General features: G+C 53.0%; 16 protein-coding genes, 3 tRNA genes and 1 pseudogene. 8 read left to right on the top strand and 12 right to left on the bottom strand.

The genetic code is table 11. From position 1 onward, the window contains the following. Window positions 1–118: 118 nt before the first annotated feature. Entirely contained in the window at window positions 119–868 is a 750-nt protein-coding gene (locus BMF08_RS18330; protein ID WP_158684900.1) for a hypothetical protein, read from the top strand. A 126-nt stretch (window positions 869–994) separates the two neighbouring features. On the opposite strand, the gene BMF08_RS18325 is transcribed toward BMF08_RS18330, so the two are convergent. Both BMF08_RS18325 and BMF08_RS18320 read right to left on the bottom strand, forming a co-directional pair. Then, complete coding sequence (locus BMF08_RS18325; protein WP_072568953.1) at window positions 995–1,270, bottom strand: hypothetical protein; 276 nt, start codon at window positions 1,268–1,270, stop codon at window positions 995–997. A gap of 142 nt (window positions 1,271–1,412) precedes the next feature. Continuing rightward, window positions 1,413–2,305 (bottom strand): annotated as a pseudogene (locus tag BMF08_RS18320) (LysR family transcriptional regulator). 98 nt (window positions 2,306–2,403) lie between these two features. Here BMF08_RS18320 and BMF08_RS18315 point away from each other — a divergent pair. From BMF08_RS18315 to BMF08_RS18305, 3 genes are all read left to right on the top strand, one after another. Next, the gene (locus BMF08_RS18315; RefSeq protein ID WP_072568952.1) at window positions 2,404–2,931 is read left to right on the top strand and encodes a GNAT family N-acetyltransferase; all 528 of its coding nucleotides are present in this window, start codon (window positions 2,404–2,406) and stop codon (window positions 2,929–2,931) included. Window positions 2,932–2,972: 41 nt separating this feature from the next. Beyond that, complete coding sequence (locus tag BMF08_RS18310) at window positions 2,973–4,136, top strand: MFS transporter (RefSeq protein WP_234007192.1); 1,164 nt, start codon at window positions 2,973–2,975, stop codon at window positions 4,134–4,136. A 141-nt stretch (window positions 4,137–4,277) separates the two neighbouring features. Continuing rightward, window positions 4,278–4,895, top strand: a complete 618-nt coding sequence (locus BMF08_RS18305) for a LysE family translocator (protein WP_072568950.1) — start codon at window positions 4,278–4,280, stop codon at window positions 4,893–4,895. A 134-nt stretch (window positions 4,896–5,029) separates the two neighbouring features. Here the strand turns inward: BMF08_RS18305 and BMF08_RS18300 are convergent, their stop codons facing one another. The 5 genes from BMF08_RS18300 to BMF08_RS18280 all read right to left on the bottom strand — a co-directional run bounded on the left by BMF08_RS18300 (window position 5,030) and on the right by BMF08_RS18280 (window position 9,460). Further along, a complete protein-coding gene (locus tag BMF08_RS18300; protein WP_072568949.1) occupies window positions 5,030–5,497 on the bottom strand; it encodes a hypothetical protein in 468 nt (155 codons plus the stop codon). A gap of 710 nt (window positions 5,498–6,207) precedes the next feature. Beyond that, window positions 6,208–6,429 (bottom strand): DUF4926 domain-containing protein, encoded by a 222-nt coding sequence (locus BMF08_RS18295; protein ID WP_072569477.1) that lies wholly within the window; start codon window positions 6,427–6,429, stop codon window positions 6,208–6,210. Between the two features lie 11 nt (window positions 6,430–6,440). Beyond that, window positions 6,441–7,571, bottom strand: coding sequence for a DUF6883 domain-containing protein (locus BMF08_RS18290; RefSeq protein WP_072568948.1), 1,131 nt, complete (start codon window positions 7,569–7,571; stop codon window positions 6,441–6,443). 247 nt (window positions 7,572–7,818) lie between these two features. Continuing rightward, entirely contained in the window at window positions 7,819–8,229 is a 411-nt protein-coding gene (locus BMF08_RS18285) for an ASCH domain-containing protein (RefSeq protein ID WP_072568947.1), read from the bottom strand. A 55-nt stretch (window positions 8,230–8,284) separates the two neighbouring features. After that, window positions 8,285–9,460 carry an alpha/beta hydrolase-fold protein gene (locus tag BMF08_RS18280; protein ID WP_072568946.1) on the bottom strand — a complete coding sequence of 392 codons (1,176 nt, stop codon included), beginning with the start codon at window positions 9,458–9,460 and terminating at the stop codon, window positions 8,285–8,287. A 212-nt stretch (window positions 9,461–9,672) separates the two neighbouring features. Between BMF08_RS18280 and BMF08_RS18275 the strand changes: the two genes are divergently transcribed. Continuing rightward, on the top strand, window positions 9,673–11,055 hold the full coding sequence (locus BMF08_RS18275) for a glycoside hydrolase family 28 protein (RefSeq protein ID WP_083580936.1): 1,383 nt from the start codon (window positions 9,673–9,675) through the stop codon (window positions 11,053–11,055). Window positions 11,056–11,208: 153 nt separating this feature from the next. Here BMF08_RS18275 and BMF08_RS18270 read toward each other — a convergent pair. Further along, window positions 11,209–11,284, bottom strand: a tRNA-Asn gene (locus tag BMF08_RS18270). 331 nt (window positions 11,285–11,615) lie between these two features. Between BMF08_RS18270 and nac the strand changes: the two genes are divergently transcribed. Both nac and cbl read left to right on the top strand, forming a co-directional pair. Continuing rightward, a complete protein-coding gene (gene nac / locus BMF08_RS18265; RefSeq protein ID WP_072569475.1) occupies window positions 11,616–12,533 on the top strand; it encodes a nitrogen assimilation transcriptional regulator NAC in 918 nt (305 codons plus the stop codon). Window positions 12,534–12,632: 99 nt separating this feature from the next. Then, window positions 12,633–13,583 (top strand): HTH-type transcriptional regulator Cbl, encoded by a 951-nt coding sequence (gene cbl, locus BMF08_RS18260; protein ID WP_072568945.1) that lies wholly within the window; start codon window positions 12,633–12,635, stop codon window positions 13,581–13,583. A 45-nt stretch (window positions 13,584–13,628) separates the two neighbouring features. Here the strand turns inward: cbl and BMF08_RS18255 are convergent, their stop codons facing one another. The 3 genes from BMF08_RS18255 to mtfA form a co-directional block, all read right to left on the bottom strand. Then, on the bottom strand, window positions 13,629–15,824 hold the full coding sequence (locus BMF08_RS18255; protein WP_072568944.1) for a TonB-dependent siderophore receptor: 2,196 nt from the start codon (window positions 15,822–15,824) through the stop codon (window positions 13,629–13,631). A gap of 262 nt (window positions 15,825–16,086) precedes the next feature. Further along, window positions 16,087–16,162: transfer RNA gene (locus BMF08_RS18250), tRNA-Asn, on the bottom strand. Between the two features lie 100 nt (window positions 16,163–16,262). Further along, window positions 16,263–17,060 carry a DgsA anti-repressor MtfA gene (mtfA, locus tag BMF08_RS18245; protein ID WP_072568943.1) on the bottom strand — a complete coding sequence of 266 codons (798 nt, stop codon included), beginning with the start codon at window positions 17,058–17,060 and terminating at the stop codon, window positions 16,263–16,265. 93 nt (window positions 17,061–17,153) lie between these two features. Between mtfA and BMF08_RS18240 the strand changes: the two genes are divergently transcribed. After that, window positions 17,154–17,243, top strand: a tRNA-Ser gene (locus BMF08_RS18240). A gap of 174 nt (window positions 17,244–17,417) precedes the next feature. On the opposite strand, the gene ompC is transcribed toward BMF08_RS18240, so the two are convergent. After that, window positions 17,418–18,581: a porin OmpC gene (gene ompC / locus BMF08_RS18235; protein ID WP_072568942.1), complete on the bottom strand. Its 1,164-nt coding sequence runs from the start codon at window positions 18,579–18,581 to the stop codon at window positions 17,418–17,420. Between the last annotated feature and the right edge of the window lie 252 nt (window positions 18,582–18,833).

The raw sequence follows: 18,833 nt of genomic DNA, 5'->3' as shown, positions 1-18,833 counted from the left end.
GGAAAAAACGGCGATTAATTAGCATCACCATCGCCTGGAAAGATCATTCGCAGGTAATCAGTAACTGCGGATGATCTTTTACGTTCAATAATGAAAATCAGAAAATATGGGTTTTGACATGGCAGGCAGGAAAAACAATAAAAGCAGAACCCAACGGAGTAAACAAAATGGTCCGGGTAGTACGCAAAGGACTAATCAGGCGGCACATAAAAAAACCTCCCGCGGCATAGGGAAATTTGCTAAGCGTGCCGGTCAGTTTTTGCTGGCTACGGGGGCGCTTACATTACTTGCAAGCTTTGCATATGATTTTTTGACGGGGGATGTGCAGGTTAAATACCTTAAGCCTTCCGGCAGAGGTTATGAATTTCAGTTAAGCAATAATAACTCTGTTGATCAGGTGATAGATGAATTCAGGATAACGCCCGATCCGGATCAACAATTTATTTTCAAAATTACCAAAGATATTCATGCCAACGTGCACAATGGCGGCGTGACAATACCAGGTGGTAATACAACCTATATGCCAGCCTATGAATATAAAGAGATGGATGGTAATGAGCTAGGCGCTAAGTCTGAAGTGAATTTTCGCATCCCGCCGCTGGTGGCAAGGGATTATATGGTTCCGGAATATATTGTGGTTTTTGCTGAATACAAAACCAGCCCTAAAAACGTTTATATGAAGAAAATAGCGTCATTTTTGACTCGCTTACATCTCCGGGAGCCGAAGCAGCGGCAAAAATATTTGATAGTAGATAATTACTGGACACCGATTGGCAATGGCAACGTCGTCAATGCCATCCAGACGGCGTGCAGAGATGATGATGTGTTCGCACAGTCGGAAAGTTGCAGGGCATATTTAAAAAATTAGAGGCAACGCTGCTGTTCCAGCATTCTTGCGAGCATCAAAGCATTTCGCTTCATTCATAAGGCGTACCTGACGGCGGAAATCAACGCGCTGCGCCAGATACGCATCGCGGACGCGGCTTAGCAGGGATTATGACTTCCTCAGAGTATAGGGAAAAATGTGCACCATGTTGGCTGCCAGTGGATACACCCCAAGCCCGCGTGTTGTATTTTTAAGTTCATCTAAAGTCGCCCCTTCCTCAGGCATTTTACCTCCCCACACTGTCACACCTTCAGGTATTTCGCCTGGACGATTTTTGTTTTCATCGCTGATCTCAATGGTTTCACCGTTGTCCAGTGTGATAATCAACGATGAGACTTCAAGTTGTTGTATCGTCCCATTTTCATTTTTAGCGGTTACTTTCATTTAAACCTCTCTGGTATGTCCTTAGTTCTGAATCCGCAAAGGCATCGTTATTAATTATTACCATCATACCTATCTCAGATGACTAAACGGCAATCGATCCTTCCGCACAATGCAGGGAGCCGATCAACGTTTCCAGATATATTTAAGTGAAACTGGCGCTCAGTCTTTTCAGTACTGCTTTGATTCCCCTGCTGACAATCCGATCTTCCCGTATTACCGTCCCGAGCGTGCGGTGCAGGGCAGGTGCCATTGAATACACACTCAGCCCCCGGCTTTCTTCCGGACTTTCAACAGACATGCGGGGAACGATGCTGTAGCCCAGACCGGCGCGGACCATCCTTTTGATGGCTTCAATACTGCCCAGCTCCATTACGGGGCGGGCAACCTGTCCGGCATCCCGAAACCACTCATCAATCAGGGAACGGGTTCCGCTTCCGGGTTCAAATACAATCAGCGGCAGGGATAAAAGATCGTCCGCAGACAGCGGTTTTATATTCTGCTCTGCGGGATCCTTTTCCAGGATGATCACAAACTCTTCCGTTCCGAGCGGGGCCACACTCAGGCACTTGCCTGCTGCCGGCAGGGTGACCAGGCCAATATCTATGCGATTTTCCTCCACACCGCGCACGATATCTGACGTATTGCCGGTACGTACGTCCACTTTCAGCAGGGGATGCGTCTGTCGCAGCTCCTGCAATAAAGGGGGGGGAGGAGATGAATGCAGGCCGTTGCGCCTGTCCCCACAGTCACGGTACCGGTGATATCGTCTGAATGCAGGGACACGGATTCCACCGCTGCACCGACAGCAGCGTCAATTTTTATGCAGTGCTCACAGAGAGTGATCCCGGCAGGCGTGGGCTTTATCCCCCGGCTGGTTCGCTCTATCAGCCGGACCTGCAGCGCCTGCTCCAGCTGCCTTATCTGCAGGCTGACGGCGGGCTGCGACAGCCCGAGCGCTTCTGCCGCCCCGGAGAAGGTGCCCCGGCTGATTACCAGTCTGAAGGTAGTCAGGTGGTCGAGATTCAGGATTGCCATGCCAAAGTTTTCCTTATACCGCTGATAAGTCCCACGATCTGTCTGAATATAGTTATCCGGGTTAGTCTCCGTTTCTGACCGGAACAGGAGCCGTACCGATGAAAATAACTGAAGCAGATGAACAACATCTTCCCGGCATTCAGCGGGTTTATGCTTATCACGTATTACATGGCACCGCCACTTTTGAAACCAGACCGCCAGATGTAACTGAAATGATGGCCCGTCTGAATAAGGTGCGTGCCGCAGGGCTGCCCTGGTTTGTGGCGATTGATGAAGGGCAGGTTCGGGGATACTGCTACCTGTCTTTTTACCGTGAACGCTATGCCTACCGCTTCACCCTCGAAGACTCCGTATATATTGACCCCTTGTTTAAGGGGCAGGGGATCGGCAAACAGCTGTTGTCCCGTGCGATAACCTTGGCTGAAAACCGTGGCTTTCGCCAGCTTGTGGCGGTGGTGGGTAACAGCGAGAATACCGCCTCTCTTGCCCTGCATCGTTCCGCGGGGTTGAGCATCACCGGCACGCTCAGATCGGTGGGATTCAAACACGGGCGCTGGCTGGATACGGTTATCATGCAGCGCACCCTCGGGCAGGGCGACGCCACCTTTCCGGAATATGCAGATTGAGTGGCGGACGGCTAACGGGCCGCACCGTTTTTTGCATCGGCATGACGCAGCTGATTAACTGGGGAATTACCTTCTACATGCCGGGAGCGTTCGGCACGGCTGTTATGGCGGAGACGGGCTGGTCTGCAGTGGTGACGTTTTCAGGGTTAACAGTGGCCATGCTGGTTATGGGACTGGTATCGCCCCTGACCGGCCTTTTTGTGGCGCGCGCTGGCGGGCGTACGATGATGATGGCAGGAACACTTTGCATCTCTGGCGGATGTCTCCTGATGGCTTTAACGCATTCTGCCGCGATGTGGATTGCCGCCTGGGTCCTGACAGGTGCCGGGATGCGCTTTGCCCTGTATGACGCTGCGTTTGCACTACTGGTGGCAATGGCAGGAGTCCACGCCCGCCGGTCCATTTCACTGGTCACCCTGCTGGGCGGCCTCGCTTCAGCGGTGTTCTGGCCTGTGGGGGCGGCCCTGTTGCGCATCACCGACTGGCGGCATGCCGTCTTCATTTACGCTGGCGCAGGGCTGGTTAGCCTGCTTTTTCTTTGCGCTGTTCCCTCAGACGGCAGTCCTGCGCTTCCCGTTGCCGCTCCGTCAGACGCCGGAGAGGGAAGGGCAACGGAAAACCGGCGGACGATGATCAGCGGACTCTGGTATGCGACGTTGATTGCCCTGCTGAGCTTCGTGTCAACCGGTGTGTCCACGCACTTTCCACAGATACTGGCCGCTTATGGAATGCCAGCCCTGGCGGGGATGCTCTGGGGCGCAGGCCAGGTCGGGGCCCGCTTGCTGGACGTGATGTCCGGCGCACGCATCAGTGCGCTACGCCTGAATCTTATTACCGGTATCGCGTTGCCGCTCTGTTTTCTGACAGGCCTGGCGGGGCATTTTACCCCGGCAGCGACGGCGGTGTTCGTTCTGGGTTACGGCGCCGTGAACGGGCTGAGCACGGTAGTAAAGGCTGCACTTCCCCTTACTCTGTTCGGTTCAGAGCACTATGCCCGGAAAACAGGCATCCTGCTGTCCCCGGCATTTTTTCTTGCGGCTCTGGCACCCTCGGCGTATGCCTTTCTGCTTGAGCGCGCTGGCATTCCCGGCACGTTGCTTGTCTCTGTTGTTCTGGGTCTGCTTGTCACGATGATTTCCGTGATCCTCTGGCTTCGCCATCCGGATCCGGTTACGTTGAAAAAGTCCTGTATCAGGCAGCTTTGATTTTGTGTGTAAACGCTGCGCCTGGTGCCAGAAGCGGACGTTATTAAGATCGTGTTATGTTATTAACCGGAGCAGTTCATGGGGTGTGCGGTTCGCGCAATGATGGGGCTGTCTGACATTAATTAATGATGGAGAAGATGGATGACAAGTGATTTGATCGCGCTCTCCGCTATTGGCGTAGCTATCCTGTTTGGCGCAATGAGTCCGGGTGTGAGCTTTCTTCTCGTTGCCCGAACGGCCATGTCCAGTTCGAGACGGGCAGCTTTTTCAGTCGCTGCTGGTATGGGTTTTGGTGCGTTTGTTTTTGCGGGCATAGCGTTAGCAGGTCTTCACACTCTGCTGACTCTGGTTCCATCACTTTACACCGGACTCAAGGTTGCAGGCGGTTGCTATCTTTTATGGCTGGCGTTGAAAATGTTTCGTCGTCCTTCAAATCGGTTAAATGACACTGCCGGAACAGAGGAAGTGAGCGCCTTAAAAGCGTTTATGACGGGCGTATTCACGCAAATCAGCAATCCCCATACTGCACTGGTATTTGCCAGTATTTTTTCCGCGGCGCTGAGCAAAAATATTCAGCCTGTTATGTACATCATCCTGCCCACAATGGCATTCGTTATTGATGTGCTCTGGTATGCCGTCGTTGCCTGCTTATTATCAACGGACGGGCCGCGTCAGGCTTACATTAAATACCGCATGTTTATAGATAAACTAAGCGGAGGCGTTATGGCCTTTCTGGGATTACGGCTGCTGTTGAAGTAAGTCTGTTAAGCAGGCATGTCCGCTTTTGGAACCAGGCGGACATCTGCCCGGGAGTCAGTCCGCGCTGTACCAGAAGCCGTCTCTGACCCCTTCAGGATTGTTCATCGGGATAATCCTTTAAAGACTGAGTGCGTTTACTTCGGGCGCGTGGCGAAGAAGACCACCGCTGCTCCGATAGCGACGATGAGCGTATCTTCAATCAGGCCACTCCTGGTCTGACCCATCCCGACCATGGCCTTTTTGCGTGCCGCAAGAGTGACACATGCAAGTGGTACAGCGGCAGAGATAGCGATCGCTGCCCCGGTTTTTTCCTCTCCGCGGGGTGCCAACGCGGCGCCCGCAATCCCTGCACTGGCCACACGTGCTGTCATGCCCAAAAACACAGTGCGGTCTGGCGCTGACTTCATCTTGTCGCCAAATATTTCCCCTATACCCATCGCTAACGCGCCAAATTTAAATAGCGGACGGTCCAGCAGCAGGAGACGGCCAGAAGTGTTGCGTCCGGCAATGCGTGCTGCAGCGAGGGTCGCCATCGGCGTCATCGAGCGGCAACTGGCGACAACGCCAATTAAGGCGGAATAAACAAAATCGGTTATTTTCATTAGTTATCTCCAGGATAAATAAAAATTTTTTATTCCTTAAGCTTTGAGGGGGGTAAACCGAGAACAAACGGCCTAATTAAGGCATTCACACGCTCAGGTCATTCAAAAGCTTATCCTTTGCGCGCTGGGTTGCCTCCTGCAATGCCCATTCTTACTTTGTCAGCAAAATGAAAACGTTGACAGCGGCGCGGCCTCCTGTGCAAATTGCACTGCAAGAGTCAGTATAGATGAACGGTTTAAGACAGCTGAAATGATGGAAGTGAAAGGCTGAAGAACGCGGATCGTACTGAATTTCTGAGCCAGGCCTCAGTGAAAATCATCCGGCAGCAGGGCTGTCAGGACGAGCGGTTACGTGCTTACTTCATTGACTGACATTACTGTTTACCAGAAAGAACTCATGCCGGACGTCCGCTCTTCGCTCTAAGCAGACCTTTAGCCCAGCCATCCTGTCCGCTCTGTGCCAGAAGCGGACGTTGGAGTGTCAAAGTCTTTCTAAAATTGGATGGATGGTTTTGCAGGGATATTTACACAACCTAATACTCCTTTAAACCGCACTTATCCGTATTGAGGTTTCATGTGTCGCTATGATCAGTATTAGAAAAAGCCTATTCGCGTTTTCGCTTCTACCCTCTAGCCTCGGAGCACCTGACGGGCGTTTCCTTAAGCCCGCAGTTGGAATGAGGTCTTTTCATTCAAACCGTACAGCGGGTTTATGGTACATTGGATCTCTCTGGCGGAAGATAATCAATCACCTGGTCTGGTAACAATGCGGGCAGAGCAAGTGTTCGGCCTTCTTCATCACAAAACTCAACTAGGTAAGCGAGTGTCGGGTTTTCAAATACAACGACTATTGTCCCGATCATCCCTTTTGCTAAGCCTTCCCCAGGCAAGTCCTCAGCTAAAACTACCACATCAAGTTCGGCTCGTTTCATCAGTAGCTCTCTCATTTCACAAAAATAGTGGTTAGCCTTGGTACTAACGAATCTGTTTCATAGATCCAGCCCGTTCGGACTATCGCTGTTTCGCCATTTACCCCTAAAATCGGCATGTCTACAGCCATTTTTTGCCCAAAATTAATTGGATCTAGCATCTTTGCTGGTGCCCACAATACTCCCTCCTGAACTCGTGCACCTAAAATGTCAGCATTCGTTGGGTTATAACCCAGCGCTGACTGGAACACCCTCGCTTTATGCCCTCCAGTTGGATGAGTAGGGTCTAAAGAGTAAGTAGATAGCTTTCTGTAATCTACAACGGCGTGTTCAGCATTCAGTAATGTCCCTGACTCTGAGGTAAAACCCTTTAAAGCAGGAGATTCAAATGTTGGGATTTTGCTTAATGACGATAGCTCTTCTAGTTCTCCAGTGACGTTAACTTTTCCCATTGTCAGTACGGCTGCTGTCGAAGCGGCAGTAATGAGTAATCCCTTGTTGTCCATGACCTGATCGTAGCCTGCTGGCGCATCACCACCGAGCTGCTGTGCGGTCTGATGGAACCCCTCGACATTGCCGTTATAGATACCACCCGCAGCCAGAAGACGTCCGGCTGCTTTGCTGTTGATAGTTTTACCCGCCTGGGCGTGCTGTATCGGGGCATCGGAATAGTGATGTTTAATGGTCGGAGGCGGCTTTCTTCCCTGATGCTCGCTGAGGCTATATTCATAGATTTGACGCACTGCCTGCTGAAAACCCTCGCTATATGTATCCATGAAGCAGTCGTAAATCAGATTACTGTCATCATCGAAATAGAACGGATTGCGGAAGTGGTCCCATTTTTCTTTAGGGTTAACTCCGACCATCCAGCCGTGCTCCAGATTCCATTTCACCTCATCATAGAGTCCGTCGTATTCAGCAAGACGCTTGCGTTTGTAGGGTTGTGTTGCGAATCGGTGGTAAACCCCTTCCCGTCGCTTCGGGACGCTGTGAGGCAGAATGCGGTTGTTATGGTCGTATTCAAGGTAATCCAGTTCGTAAAAGATGCTCGCCATTTCCAGCGCATCTTGTGGCGACAGAATGAACTGAATATCACCTGGAGCCAGTTCCCGCTCTGCATCCCATCTCATGTAAAGAGTGAACATTCCGTTCCTTCCTTATTCCATGCATTTTATAAGGATTCTCTCGTTGAAGCGGCGAAAAATCAAACGGTTTGATTTTTGTGGTCGATCTATTTTGGTTTTGCCTGGGGAGCTGTAACCGCCTCTCCGGTACATTATTGCGGCTCAAACCGCCACGGTGTAAGTAAGACTTTGCAAATGTCCGCTCCTCACTCATCGCGAACATGGCTATAAAGGGCAGGTGATGACACGCTGCCCCGTTGATTTCACCTCACAGCACCTCAACCACTTCAAACTCTTCTGCGATAAGCTCCATCTCCTCAGAAAAATGTCCTTCCCCGGTGAAAAACCGCTGATGCTCTTTCTGCCAGTATTCAAGGCTTAAATCGCCTTCACCTTCTTTGCGGGCAAACGCCTCTGTCACATCACAAAAACGTACCAGTCGCATCGACATCAGCCTTGTTACGCAGACCGGGACATTCTGGCCATCGAGGATGATGTTATAACTCCCAATCCGCGGGGCAGACGCTTCCTGCTGGTAAGAGGCAAAAGAGCCGCAGGAGGCCGTTTTGATACCTCTTTTAATAAGTTCGGCAAGCTCGCTGGCCAGTTCAGGGCTGTCACCCATTTGCCAGGCCTCTGCGCCCGGATACTTCATTTTTAATGCTTCAACCGCAGCCATCTAAATCCCTTCTTAACCATAGATAAAAAATGTCATACCCGTTTATTCTTCTTACTTACTTAAACAGCTTCTGCACAAATTCGGCATAGGCCGGACGCCAGACGTCCATCTCATGGCCTGCGCCAGGATAGTTTTTATATTCAAAGTTGATGCCTTTTGCCTCCAGCTCGCGTTTGAGCCCGGCAATATCCTCGCCGGTGACGGCGTCTTTTTCGCCCACCACCACGGTGAAGTTATGCAGTTGTTTGTTCACCTCCTGCGGCTTGTTAAGCTGCGCGCTGATGCCCGCATCCGGCACGGTGGCGGTGGTGACGCCGCTGAAGGTGCCCAGCCAGCCGAAATTGTCGAGGTGGTGCATGCCGGAGAACAGCGCCTGGAAGCCGCCCTGGGATAACCCCGCCAGCGCGCGGCCACTGGCGTCCTTGCGCACGTTAAAGCGCGCATCCACCAGCGGGATAATGTCCTGCATCAGTTCGCGATCGGCGGCTTTTGCATTCAGCGGATAGAAGGTCTTGCGACGCTCTTTCGGCGGGTAATTTTCCGGGATCGCGTCAGTGATGTCCGTTTCAGTATCCGGCACCACCACCAGCATTGGTTTGATTTTGCCCTCCGCCAGCAGGTTGTCCATGATTTGCGGCAGTCGCCCCTGATCGATAGCGGAAAGCCCGGTATCGCCAAAGCCGTGATAGAAATAGAGCACCGGCAGCGGTTCGCCCTGGCCGCTATAACCCGGCGGTGTCCAGACATACATCCGGCGCTCAGATGCCAGGGCTCTGGAGTGATACGTCACCGTCAGCAGATCGCCATGCGGCACGGCACGGTCATCCAGAATACTGCCCGGCACGAGGATCAGGCTGGTATTCACCTGGCGCTGCGGCTTCTGGAAGCGGCTTCCCGTATCAACGGAGCGGAAGCCGTCCACATCAAAGTAATATTCATACAGGTTCGGGGCCATCACGTCGCTTTTCCACGTCCAGACGCCGTTTTCGCCTTTGCTCATATCATGGGAAGCAAGTCTGTCCGGGCTGGAGCCGGTGACCACCGATACGCGCTTTGCGTCCGGAGCGAACAGGCGGAAGGTGATGCTTTTATCGGCGTTCACCTGGGTCACATACTGGCTGACCGGTATGGCTTGATCCGGCGTGGCCGGGAAGGGCGCGGCAACAACCGGTGCCGCCGCGCCGCCGAGGAGTGCCGTGATGGCAAGTGCCAGGGTGATGTTCTTCTTCATATTCAGTCCCTCGTTGTTATGTTGTCGGTACCCGTCATTCTGAACAATATCTGATGACGATGGGCTACAATTCAGTCATTTGCACAAAAAATCAACCCTGATTTCTGGCAAAAGAACGACAAGCGATAAAGCGTGATCCCCACACTCAATAAAAAGAAACAGTGGTGCTAATTTTACAAAACAACTCACCATAAGATAAAAAGGACAACACTATGTCTCCTCGTACTCTGCCTCTGTGGGCCGTCGCTGCGGTGGCGGGCATCTTACCGCTTCATGCTGCGCAGGCGGCAAGCGCGGTAAAATTTCCCGATAAGGTCTGCAACGTCACTGAATATGGCGCTGAAGGCCACCGTTTACAGATCGCGCTTAATACCGATGCCATACAGAAAGCCATTGATGACTGTGCGGCAGCAGGCGGCGGAACGGTACTGATACCGAAAGGCAATTTCTTAACCAATCCGCTTTTTCTGAAGAATAATATCCAGCTGAAACTTGAGAAAGACGCCACGCTGGTGGCTTCTACGGAAGAGGCCGCTTATCGCGCCGGTAATAAAACGAAATATGCTGAAGCGGAAAACGGCTGGCTGCCGTTTATCAGTATTGCAGATGCCCAAAATGTGGCGATTGTCGGCGAGGGGACAATTGATGGTCAGGGGGCGGTATGGTGGGAGCGCTGGCGGGAAAATATTCGCGCTACCGGGAAAAAGGGCGGCACTGACCGGCCACGGTTGATCTATATTACGCGCTCGAACAATGTGCTGATTGACGGCGTCACCCTGACGCATTCGCCAAGCTTCCATATAGTGACCCGCTATGCGCACGATGTGGATATTAACGGTACGCGCATTCTTTCACCCTGGCATGCTCCCAATACGGATGCCATTGATCCTATCGACAGTCAGAATGTCCGCATCACCAATAATTACATCGACTGCAATGACGATCATATTGCCATTAAAGCGGAAAAAGCCGATCCGCGTTTCCCGGACGGCGTGGTGGAGAATATCTATATTGCCAACAATACCCTGAAACAGGGGCGCGGCATTTCCATCGGCAGTGAAAGCGCAGGCGGCGTGAATAAGGTGCTGGTGGAAAATAATACCTTCGAAGGTTCGATGTATGGCATCCGTATTAAAAGCCCGCGCGGGAAGGGCGGTGAGGTAAAAAATATTATTTACCGCAATACCACCATGCATGATGTCGAGGTGCCGCTGGTCTTCTCTGCGTACTATAAAGCAGCGCCTATTGTCGAAGCGGAAGTTACGAAGCTGCTTAAGGCGGGCGGATTTACCCTTGGCGAGCAGATTTATCCGCCGGACAGCGATCCGAAACAACCCTTCGACAAACACAAAACGCCGCACTTTCGCAATATCACAGTGGAGAATTTAATATCCACCGGAGACAGCAAAGCGGCTGCCTTTATCATAGGTACGCCGGAAGCGCCGCTGAGCGGATTCCATTTCAGTAATGTGAATATTGAAGCCGTTCAGGGGCTACGCATTCGCAATGCAGAGCTGGAAACCCGGGGGCTGACCCTGGAAGTGAAAGAGGGGCCGGCAATCAAAAAGGATGCAGGAGCTATCGTGCGCGAATAAGCATTCCAGGCCGCAGCGCAGGCGGCTTATCGCCTGCGCACATATAAAACATTGCCTGACGGGGGTGTTGGCTGGCTAATCCCGAAGCGGGCGCTGACAGGATCGTAACTAACAGAAAGCAAAAAGCCCGCTAAAAAGCGGGCTTCTTAAATATGGCTCCTCTGACTGGACTCGAACCAGTGACATACGGATTAACAGTCCGCCGTTCTACCGACTGAACTACAGAGGAATCGTGTGAACGGGGCGAATAGTAGCGGCGCGATCCGGGCTTGTCAAAGGGTGGATTGCCTGTCGACAACCGTTTGCTGACAAATTCAGCAATCCGCTGATTTCCTCACCGAAACCCGTATTCGTGCACCAGTACAGTGCAGGGGTGCCTCCTGATGGAACGCTTTCAAACCGCTGTTTCAGTGATGAAAACGTAGCGGGTAATCAGAATCTCTTATTATCTGGTGGGTTACGAGCGACCAGAGAGGCTTTGCCAAAACTGGCAAGCATCTTGCAACTCCTCCGACATGATGACTGCCAGCGTGGCACTGTTATTCCGTACCGGAGGCAATATGAACTTTAGACGACTGAAATACTTCGTGAAAATCGTCGACATTGGCAGCCTGACTCAGGCCGCAGAAGTCCTGCATATCGCGCAGCCCGCCCTGAGCCAGCAAGTTGCCACCCTTGAAGGGGAACTGGATCAGCAGTTGCTGATCCGTACCAAACGAGGCGTCACGCCAACGGAAGCGGGCAAAATTCTCTATGCGCATGCGCGCACCATTCTGCGTCAGTGCGAGCAGGCGCAGCTGGCGGTGCATAATGTCGGCCAGACGCTGCGCGGCCAGGTGTCGATCGGCCTTGCGCCGGGCACGGCGGCCTCGTCCATCACCATGCCGTTATTGCAGGCGGTGCGTATGGAGTTGCCGGACGTCACCGTCTATCTGCATGAAAACAGCGGCATGTCGCTGAATGACAAACTGCTGAGCGGTCAGCTGGATATGGCGGTGCTGTATGAGCGCGCGCCGGGCGCGGGCATCACCAGCCAGCCGCTGCTGAAAGAAGATCTTTACCTCGTGGGTACCCGCGATTGTCCGGGTCAGAGCGTTGATCTGGCGGCGGTGGCGGACATGAATCTATTCCTGCCGCGGGATTACAGCGCGGTGCGCCTGCGTGTTGATGAAGCTTTTTCCCTGCGCCGCCTGACGGCGAAAATTATCGGCGAGATCGAGTCCATCGGCACGCTGACCGCCGCCATTGCCAGCGGGATGGGCGGCACCGTGTTGCCGGAATCCGCTGCCCGTTCCCTGTGCGAAGCCACTAACGGCTGGATGGCGCGGATCACCTCGCCCTCCATGAGCCTGCCGCTGTCACTGAACTGCTCCGCACGCGGGCCGCTGTCGCCGCAGGCCCAGGCCGTGAAAGAGATCTTAATGTCGCTGGTCAGCCGTCCGTCGCTGGAGGCGCGTGAGCTGCTGCTGGTGGGCTAGGGTTATTCCTTTTCGACATAAGATGCAGGTTTTTATTATTTGTTACCCCGGCCTTCAGACTCTAACAATAGCGTTATGTCTGAAGGCCGGGAGAGAAGGGTGAATTTCCAGCAACTTAAAATAATCCGTGAAGCGGCGCGGCGGGATTTCAATCTCACCGAAGTCGCCAATATGCTTTACACCTCGCAGTCGGGCGTCAGCCGTCATATCCGCGAACTGGAAGAAGAGTTAGGGATTGAGATTTTCATCCGGCGCGGCAAGCGATTGCTGGGCATGACCGAGCCGGGTAAGGCACTGCTGGTCATTGCCGAGCGCATTCTTAACGAGGCCAGCAATGTGCGGCGGCTGGCGGATCTCTTCACCAACGATGCCACCGGCGTGCTGACCATCGCCACCACTCACACCCAGGCGCGTTACAGCCTGCCGCCGGTGATCAAATCTTTCCGCGCCCTGTTTCCGGAAGTGCGTCTGGAACTGATCCAGGGTACGCCGCAGGAAATTGAAACTCTGCTGCACAATGGCGGGGCGGATATCGGTATCGCCAGTGAGCGGCTGAGCAACGATCCGGCGCTGGTGGCCTTCCCCTGGTTCCGCTGGCATCACAATCTGCTGCTGCCGGTGGATCATCCGTTAAATACCGTCAATCCGTTAACGCTGGAGGAGATCGCCCGCTGGCCGATTATCACCTATCGTCAGGGGATCACCGGACGTTCGCGTATCGACGAAGCCTTTATGCGCAAAGGGCTGGCGCCGGATATTGTGCTGAGTGCGCAGGACTCCGATGTGATCCGCACCTATGTGGAGCTGGGGCTGGGCATTGGCCTGGTGGCGGAGCAGTCCGGCGACGGTCTCGAATCCGGCGGCCTGGTGCGTCTGGATACCCGTCATCTGTTTGACGCCAATACGGTCTGGCTGGGGCTGAAGCGCGGCCAGCTGCAGCGCAACTATGTCTGGCGCTTTATCGAACTGTGTAATGCCGGGCTGTCGCTGGATGAGATCAAACGTCAGGCGATGGAGCCGGACGACGTGGCGATTGATTATCAGATTTAGCGAAGGGTGATCTGCCCGGCAGAAGCCGGGCAGCGGGTTCAGGACTTAAAACTGGACGGAATAATTCACACCAAAGGTGCGTCCACGACCTTTGTATTCATAGAGGGAGGATGCGCCATAAGTCGGGCTGTAGAGCATCTGCGCGCGCTGGCCCCAGACGGTGGTGTAATCCTTATCAAGCAGGTTCTCAATGCTGAACGCCAGGTTCCCCACCGGTAAGGCATAGCCGCCGATCAGATCAACGGTGTTGTAGCCGTCGATTTTATTGCCATTTGCATCGCTAACATCAAAGGACTGCGTAGTCTGTACACGCAGGCTCCAGGGATCCGGCGCCCAGCCGACATAAGCAGTGGCTTTTGACGGGCTGGCGTAACTCACATCCCACTTATCCCATTTGCCGTCAACGCGGGTTTCGGATTTCAGCACGTTAAAGTTCACGCCGGTGCTCCAGTCCGTTTCCGGAATAAAGTAATCCACCGCCCCTTCCACACCGTAAATACGGCGCTTATCGTCATCGACGTTAATGGTCATGTCGCTGCGGTTAATGGAGATGGATTTATCCGACAGGGAATAATAGGCGGCCAACTGGGTGCGCAGGGCATCGCCGGTATAGCGCCAGCCCAGCTCGTAGGAATCCACTTTGATCCCCTGGAGTTTCGATTGTCCGACGTTGACGCTGTTCAGCAGACGATAGTGGCCGTTGACCAGGCGGTAGGTGCCGTTGCCGTAGTATTTCCCTGGATCCGGTAATTCCACGCCCTGGGAGAAGTTCACCCACGCCTGCTGGCGTTCGGTCAGATGCAACAGGATCCCGGCGTTATACAGGAAGTTGTCATAGTCGGTGGTGCCGCCAGGGATGTCGTCAGCCGAGCGGGCCGTGCCTTTGGCAATCGCCTGCTGCTGCGTGTAACCGATGAAATCATCAATGGCATTACGCGTTTTCTGGTAACGCACGCCGCCGCTCAGGGTAACCAGATCGTTGACGTCGTAGCTGGATTGCAGGAAGGCGGCTAGGTTGGTGATCTCATAGCCCGGATAGCGCCCGGTGGTATAGATGCTCTGGTTATTCAGACCGCCGGAGGCGCTGGATTTAGCCAGATCGAAGAACATCTGGTTGGAGGTAAAGCGCTCGTGATCGGCATCGAGCCCATAAGTCAGCTGCAGGCCGTCCAGCGGTTTGCTGTTCAGCGTCAGTTTTGCGCCGTACTGATCGGTATCCTGCTGCGAGGAGGAGAGGCTGGTCACCGCGCCGCCTGCGACAGTCGGGAACGGATAAAAGGTCAGGGATTCATCGCGATAATAAACCTGGCCCACCAGCTCCTGGCCGAGGAAATCCGTATTCGAGTACTGCATGCTGATCAGGTGGCGTTCGGTACCCGGAATACGGTCCGAATTCAGACCTTTACTGGCATAAGCTTTACCGTTACCCGTTACCGCCGAGAAATTCTCCCCGAGGAACAGGCCGTAGTCTTCATCGCCCTGGCTTTTATAGTACTGGCTGACGACCTGCAATTGCTGTGTATCATCAATTGCCAGCGTGCCGGTGCCCGTCACATCCAGACGATCGGAATACTGCAAGCCGGTCTGGGTATTGTCCAGCAGCGTGGCATCGCCGTTACCGTCATACCAGCCGCCAAACTTCTGGTAAGCCACAGCCATGCGCCCGGAAATTTTGTCGTTTCCGCCGGAGATGGCGCTTGCCACCCGCTCATCATGATCTTTACTGCTGTTAAATCCGGTTTTGCTGCCGGCTTCAAATTCCACCTGCGTGTCCGGCTGGCCTTTTTTGGTGACGATATTGATAAGCCCGCCAGTACTGCCGCCGCCGTAAAGGGAGGTGGAGCCGGAGATCACTTCGATATGCTTGATGTTGAACGGATCGATGGCGTCCAGCTGGCGGCTGTCGGTGCGCGAGGAGTTCAGGCGCACGCCGTCAATCAGTACCACAATTGCGCGGCCACGCATATTCATGCCGTAATTCGTGCGGCCCTGGCTGCTGACATCCATGCCAGGGATCAGCTGCGACAGCGCGTCTTTCAGCTCTTTGCCGCCTTTAACCTGCTGTTCAAGCTCTGCGCCTTCAATAACCCAGGTGGTTTGCGCCATTTCGGCTACGGTGCGATGAGTGCGACTGGCGGATACCACCATATCCTGTTCACTGGTTTGCTGTGCCAGCGCGGGCGTTATCATAGCCAGAAATAGCGGGTTAAGCGCCCAGAGCGTCTTTTTGCAGGTGTTCATTATCATTCCTTAGTTTTTATACATAATCCGCGTGAACGCCAGGCGGCATCACGCCGGAATTAGATCAATAAAATCAGCACGAAAGGGAACATTTATTTTTTGAGAATAAGAATTTTGCCGATAATGGTTATCATTAGCAATATGAATTGTTAGATTTTGTGAATTTTTTGCGTGCGACGGCAAGAAAATGAAAAACAAGGAATTGGCTGCGGCGGAAATGCAAAAACCCCGCTCAGGTTTCCCTGAGCGGGGCTCTCGAATTTGGCTCCTCTGACTGGACTCGAACCAGTGACATACGGATTAACAGTCCGCCGTTCTACCGACTGAACTACAGAGGAATCGTGTGAACGGGGCGAATACTACTGGCCCCCGATATTTGTGTCAACAGCAAATTTAACTTGCTGATTCAACTGGCGAATATTAGCTCAAATTGCTGTTTCAGTGAACATAAGGCGGTTCATCGTTAACAGCAGTACTATTGCCGCGCAGCCGTGCCAGCGGATCCTGACGGTAAAACTGGCAGAAACGCTGCCACAGCGCCGGGAAACGCGGAGCGAACAGCTCAGGCGCGCTGAAGAAATACTCCGACAGCACGGCGAAACATTCTGCGGGATCGGTGGCTGCGTAGGCATCAATGCTGGCCGCGCTTTCGCCCACCAGGTCGATCTCATCCTGAATGTTGTTCATGGCGGCGTGCAGATCATGCTCCCAGCCAGCCACTTCGCGCAGGGGGATCAGCGGCACGCCGCTGGCGCGGTCGCCGTTGCGCGTATCCAGCTTATGCGCCACTTCATGAATAATCAGGTTAAAGCCGGAGGTGTCGAACGAATCCTGAATGTCGAGCCAGTTTAAGATCACCGGCCCCTGCTGCCAGCTCTGCCCTGACTGCACCATGCGCTGACTGTGCACCAGCCCGATGTCATCTTCCCATTCGTCGTCCACCACAAAAGGCGCAGGATAGATCAGCACTTCGTGAAAACCGTCGAGCCATTCGATGCCCAGTTCCAGCACCGGTAAGCAGAAGAGCAGGGCGATACGACAGCTTTTCAGCTCATCCAGCTCCAGCCCCTGCAGCGCGACCAGGCGTTTTTGCTGCAAAAAGCGATCGGCAAGCTGAACCAGCCGGTTTTGTTCCTCCGGGGTCAGAGTCGATAACATCGGGACGGCAAGCGCATTTTCCCAGGGGAGCGCCAGAGTCCGTGCCGTTTCATTTGCTTTCCAGGGCCATTTAATCATCGCTTTGCTCGCAAACTCGTCACTTGAACACAATTGCAGGGACAGGGTCTGTTAAAATGCCAAAGAACCTGGCATGATGGCAACCATCAGAACGGAGAGATGCCGGAGCGGCTGAACGGACCAGTCTCGAAAACTGGAGTAGGGGCAACTCTACCGGGGGTTCAAATCCCCCTCTCTCCGCCATTATTCAATCACTTATCCCGTTTCGTTTCAGTGACCGACGTCCCGTTGAGAAAATCCTTTATTCCTGCTGAACCCGGATAGTAGTCTCCCCGCACCTATCTTGCTACCGCTTTATTCTCAAATTGCGGCCATAAAAAAAGCCCGCACAGGGGCGGGCTTTAGCACAAGCGGTTATCAGAACTGGTAAGTCAGACCAACGCCGACTACGTCATCAGTGGCGATGCCGTTATCTTTGTAGAAGCTGTCATCTTCATCCAGCATGTTGATTTTGTAATCAACATAGGTGGACATGTTTTTGTTGAAGTAGTAGGTTGCGCCCACTTCGATGTAGTTCACCAGATCCTGGTCGACATAGTCAGTACCGTGTTTGGTGCTGTTACCGCCAAGGTCGTTACCTTTGGAGTAAACCCACGCCAGGGACGGACGCAGACCGAAGTCGAACTGGTACTGGGCCACCGCTTCAAAATTCTGCGTGTGGTTTGCGATACCCTCATCACCGTAAGGGGTCATGTTGTGGGTTTCAGCGTACATCATCGCCAGATATACATTATAAGCATCGTACTTCAGGCCAAAGGTCCAGGCGTCTGCTTTATCGCCGCCAGCAGCTTTGCTGTAACGATCGTTCACTCCACCCGCCGCAACCTGTTCGTTAGTACGGTCAGAAGTCGCATAGGCCGCGCCCAGGCTCAGGCCTTCCAGCGCGCCCTGGAAGTTATAGGATGAAGACAGACCAAAGCCGTCGCCGTTCTGGAAGCGCACGTCGTCATGACCGTTTTTAGTGCCTTCCTGATCTTCGTTCGTGTTACTACCTTCGTTATTACCCTGGTACTGCAGCGCAAAGTTCAGGCCTTCAACCGCACCGAAGAAATCAGTGTTGCGGTAGGTGGCTACGCCGTTCGCACGGCCAACCATAAAGTTGTCGGTCCAGGTGTAGGAATCACCACCGAATACCGGCAGCATATCGGTCCAGGCTTCAACGTCGTACACCACGCCGTAGTTACGGCCATAGTCGAAGGAGCCAAAATCGCTGGCGCGCAGACCGGCGAATGCCAGCTTAGCGAAGGTGTTGTCGCTGCCTTCAGTGTCGCTTGCCATGGTTTTCAGCAGCACCTGGCCATAACCGCTCAGGCCGCTGTTGATCTGGGTTTCGCCTTTGAAGCCCAGCTCCATGATGGTTTCATCGCCATCATCGCCCGGGTTATCAGAGAACGTATGACGGGCATCGACTTTACCGTACAGGTCCAGTTTATTACCGTCTTTGTTATAAATTTCAGCTGCGTTAGCCGCGCCAGCCATTAACAGGGCGGGCACAATAATTGCCAGTACTTTTCTTTTCATTATTTAATCCCTTCGCATCATATGAATAATAATCTATATGAATATATGTGATTTGAGGTTAAATCACAGTCCCGATACTATTCTATAAAGTTCATATTTTTTTAAAGGAAAGGTGTAAGTAAATCATATTATATATTGCAATTTGTTTCTTAATTTCCTGGTATTTATCGCATCAATATCAATGGGTTGCAATCATAATCGCCAATTATGTAATTGCGGTTTTATTAATTATTAGCGTATTTTATGTTGCTG

The sequence above is a fragment of the Enterobacter sp. SA187 genome, from assembly GCF_001888805.2.
Classification (GTDB): domain Bacteria; phylum Pseudomonadota; class Gammaproteobacteria; order Enterobacterales; family Enterobacteriaceae; genus Enterobacter_D.
Note: the sequence above shows the minus strand (reverse complement) of the source record. Positions and strands in the feature narration are given on the sequence as shown.

What these genes read in the sequence shown, in the direction of transcription:
- BMF08_RS18325 (WP_072568953.1), bottom strand. Translation starts at nt 1,270, where the DNA reads ATGAAAGTAACCGCTAAAAATGAAAATGGGACGATACAACAACTTGAA.
- BMF08_RS18305 (WP_072568950.1), top strand. Translation starts at nt 4,278, where the DNA reads ATGACAAGTGATTTGATCGCGCTCTCCGCTATTGGCGTAGCTATCCTG.
- BMF08_RS18295 (WP_072569477.1), bottom strand. Translation starts at nt 6,429, where the DNA reads ATGAAACGAGCCGAACTTGATGTGGTAGTTTTAGCTGAGGACTTGCCT.
- BMF08_RS18330 (WP_158684900.1), top strand. Translation starts at nt 119, where the DNA reads ATGGCAGGCAGGAAAAACAATAAAAGCAGAACCCAACGGAGTAAACAA.
- BMF08_RS18255 (WP_072568944.1), bottom strand. Translation starts at nt 15,824, where the DNA reads ATGAACACCTGCAAAAAGACGCTCTGGGCGCTTAACCCGCTATTTCTG.
- ompC (WP_072568942.1), bottom strand. Translation starts at nt 18,581, where the DNA reads ATGAAAAGAAAAGTACTGGCAATTATTGTGCCCGCCCTGTTAATGGCT.
- BMF08_RS18315 (WP_072568952.1), top strand. Translation starts at nt 2,404, where the DNA reads ATGAAAATAACTGAAGCAGATGAACAACATCTTCCCGGCATTCAGCGG.
- BMF08_RS18290 (WP_072568948.1), bottom strand. Translation starts at nt 7,571, where the DNA reads ATGTTCACTCTTTACATGAGATGGGATGCAGAGCGGGAACTGGCTCCA.
- mtfA (WP_072568943.1), bottom strand. Translation starts at nt 17,060, where the DNA reads ATGATTAAATGGCCCTGGAAAGCAAATGAAACGGCACGGACTCTGGCG.
- BMF08_RS18310 (WP_234007192.1), top strand. Translation starts at nt 2,973, where the DNA reads ATGACGCAGCTGATTAACTGGGGAATTACCTTCTACATGCCGGGAGCG.
- nac (WP_072569475.1), top strand. Translation starts at nt 11,616, where the DNA reads ATGAACTTTAGACGACTGAAATACTTCGTGAAAATCGTCGACATTGGC.
- BMF08_RS18280 (WP_072568946.1), bottom strand. Translation starts at nt 9,460, where the DNA reads ATGAAGAAGAACATCACCCTGGCACTTGCCATCACGGCACTCCTCGGC.
- BMF08_RS18275 (WP_083580936.1), top strand. Translation starts at nt 9,673, where the DNA reads ATGTCTCCTCGTACTCTGCCTCTGTGGGCCGTCGCTGCGGTGGCGGGC.
- BMF08_RS18300 (WP_072568949.1), bottom strand. Translation starts at nt 5,497, where the DNA reads ATGAAAATAACCGATTTTGTTTATTCCGCCTTAATTGGCGTTGTCGCC.
- BMF08_RS18285 (WP_072568947.1), bottom strand. Translation starts at nt 8,229, where the DNA reads ATGGCTGCGGTTGAAGCATTAAAAATGAAGTATCCGGGCGCAGAGGCC.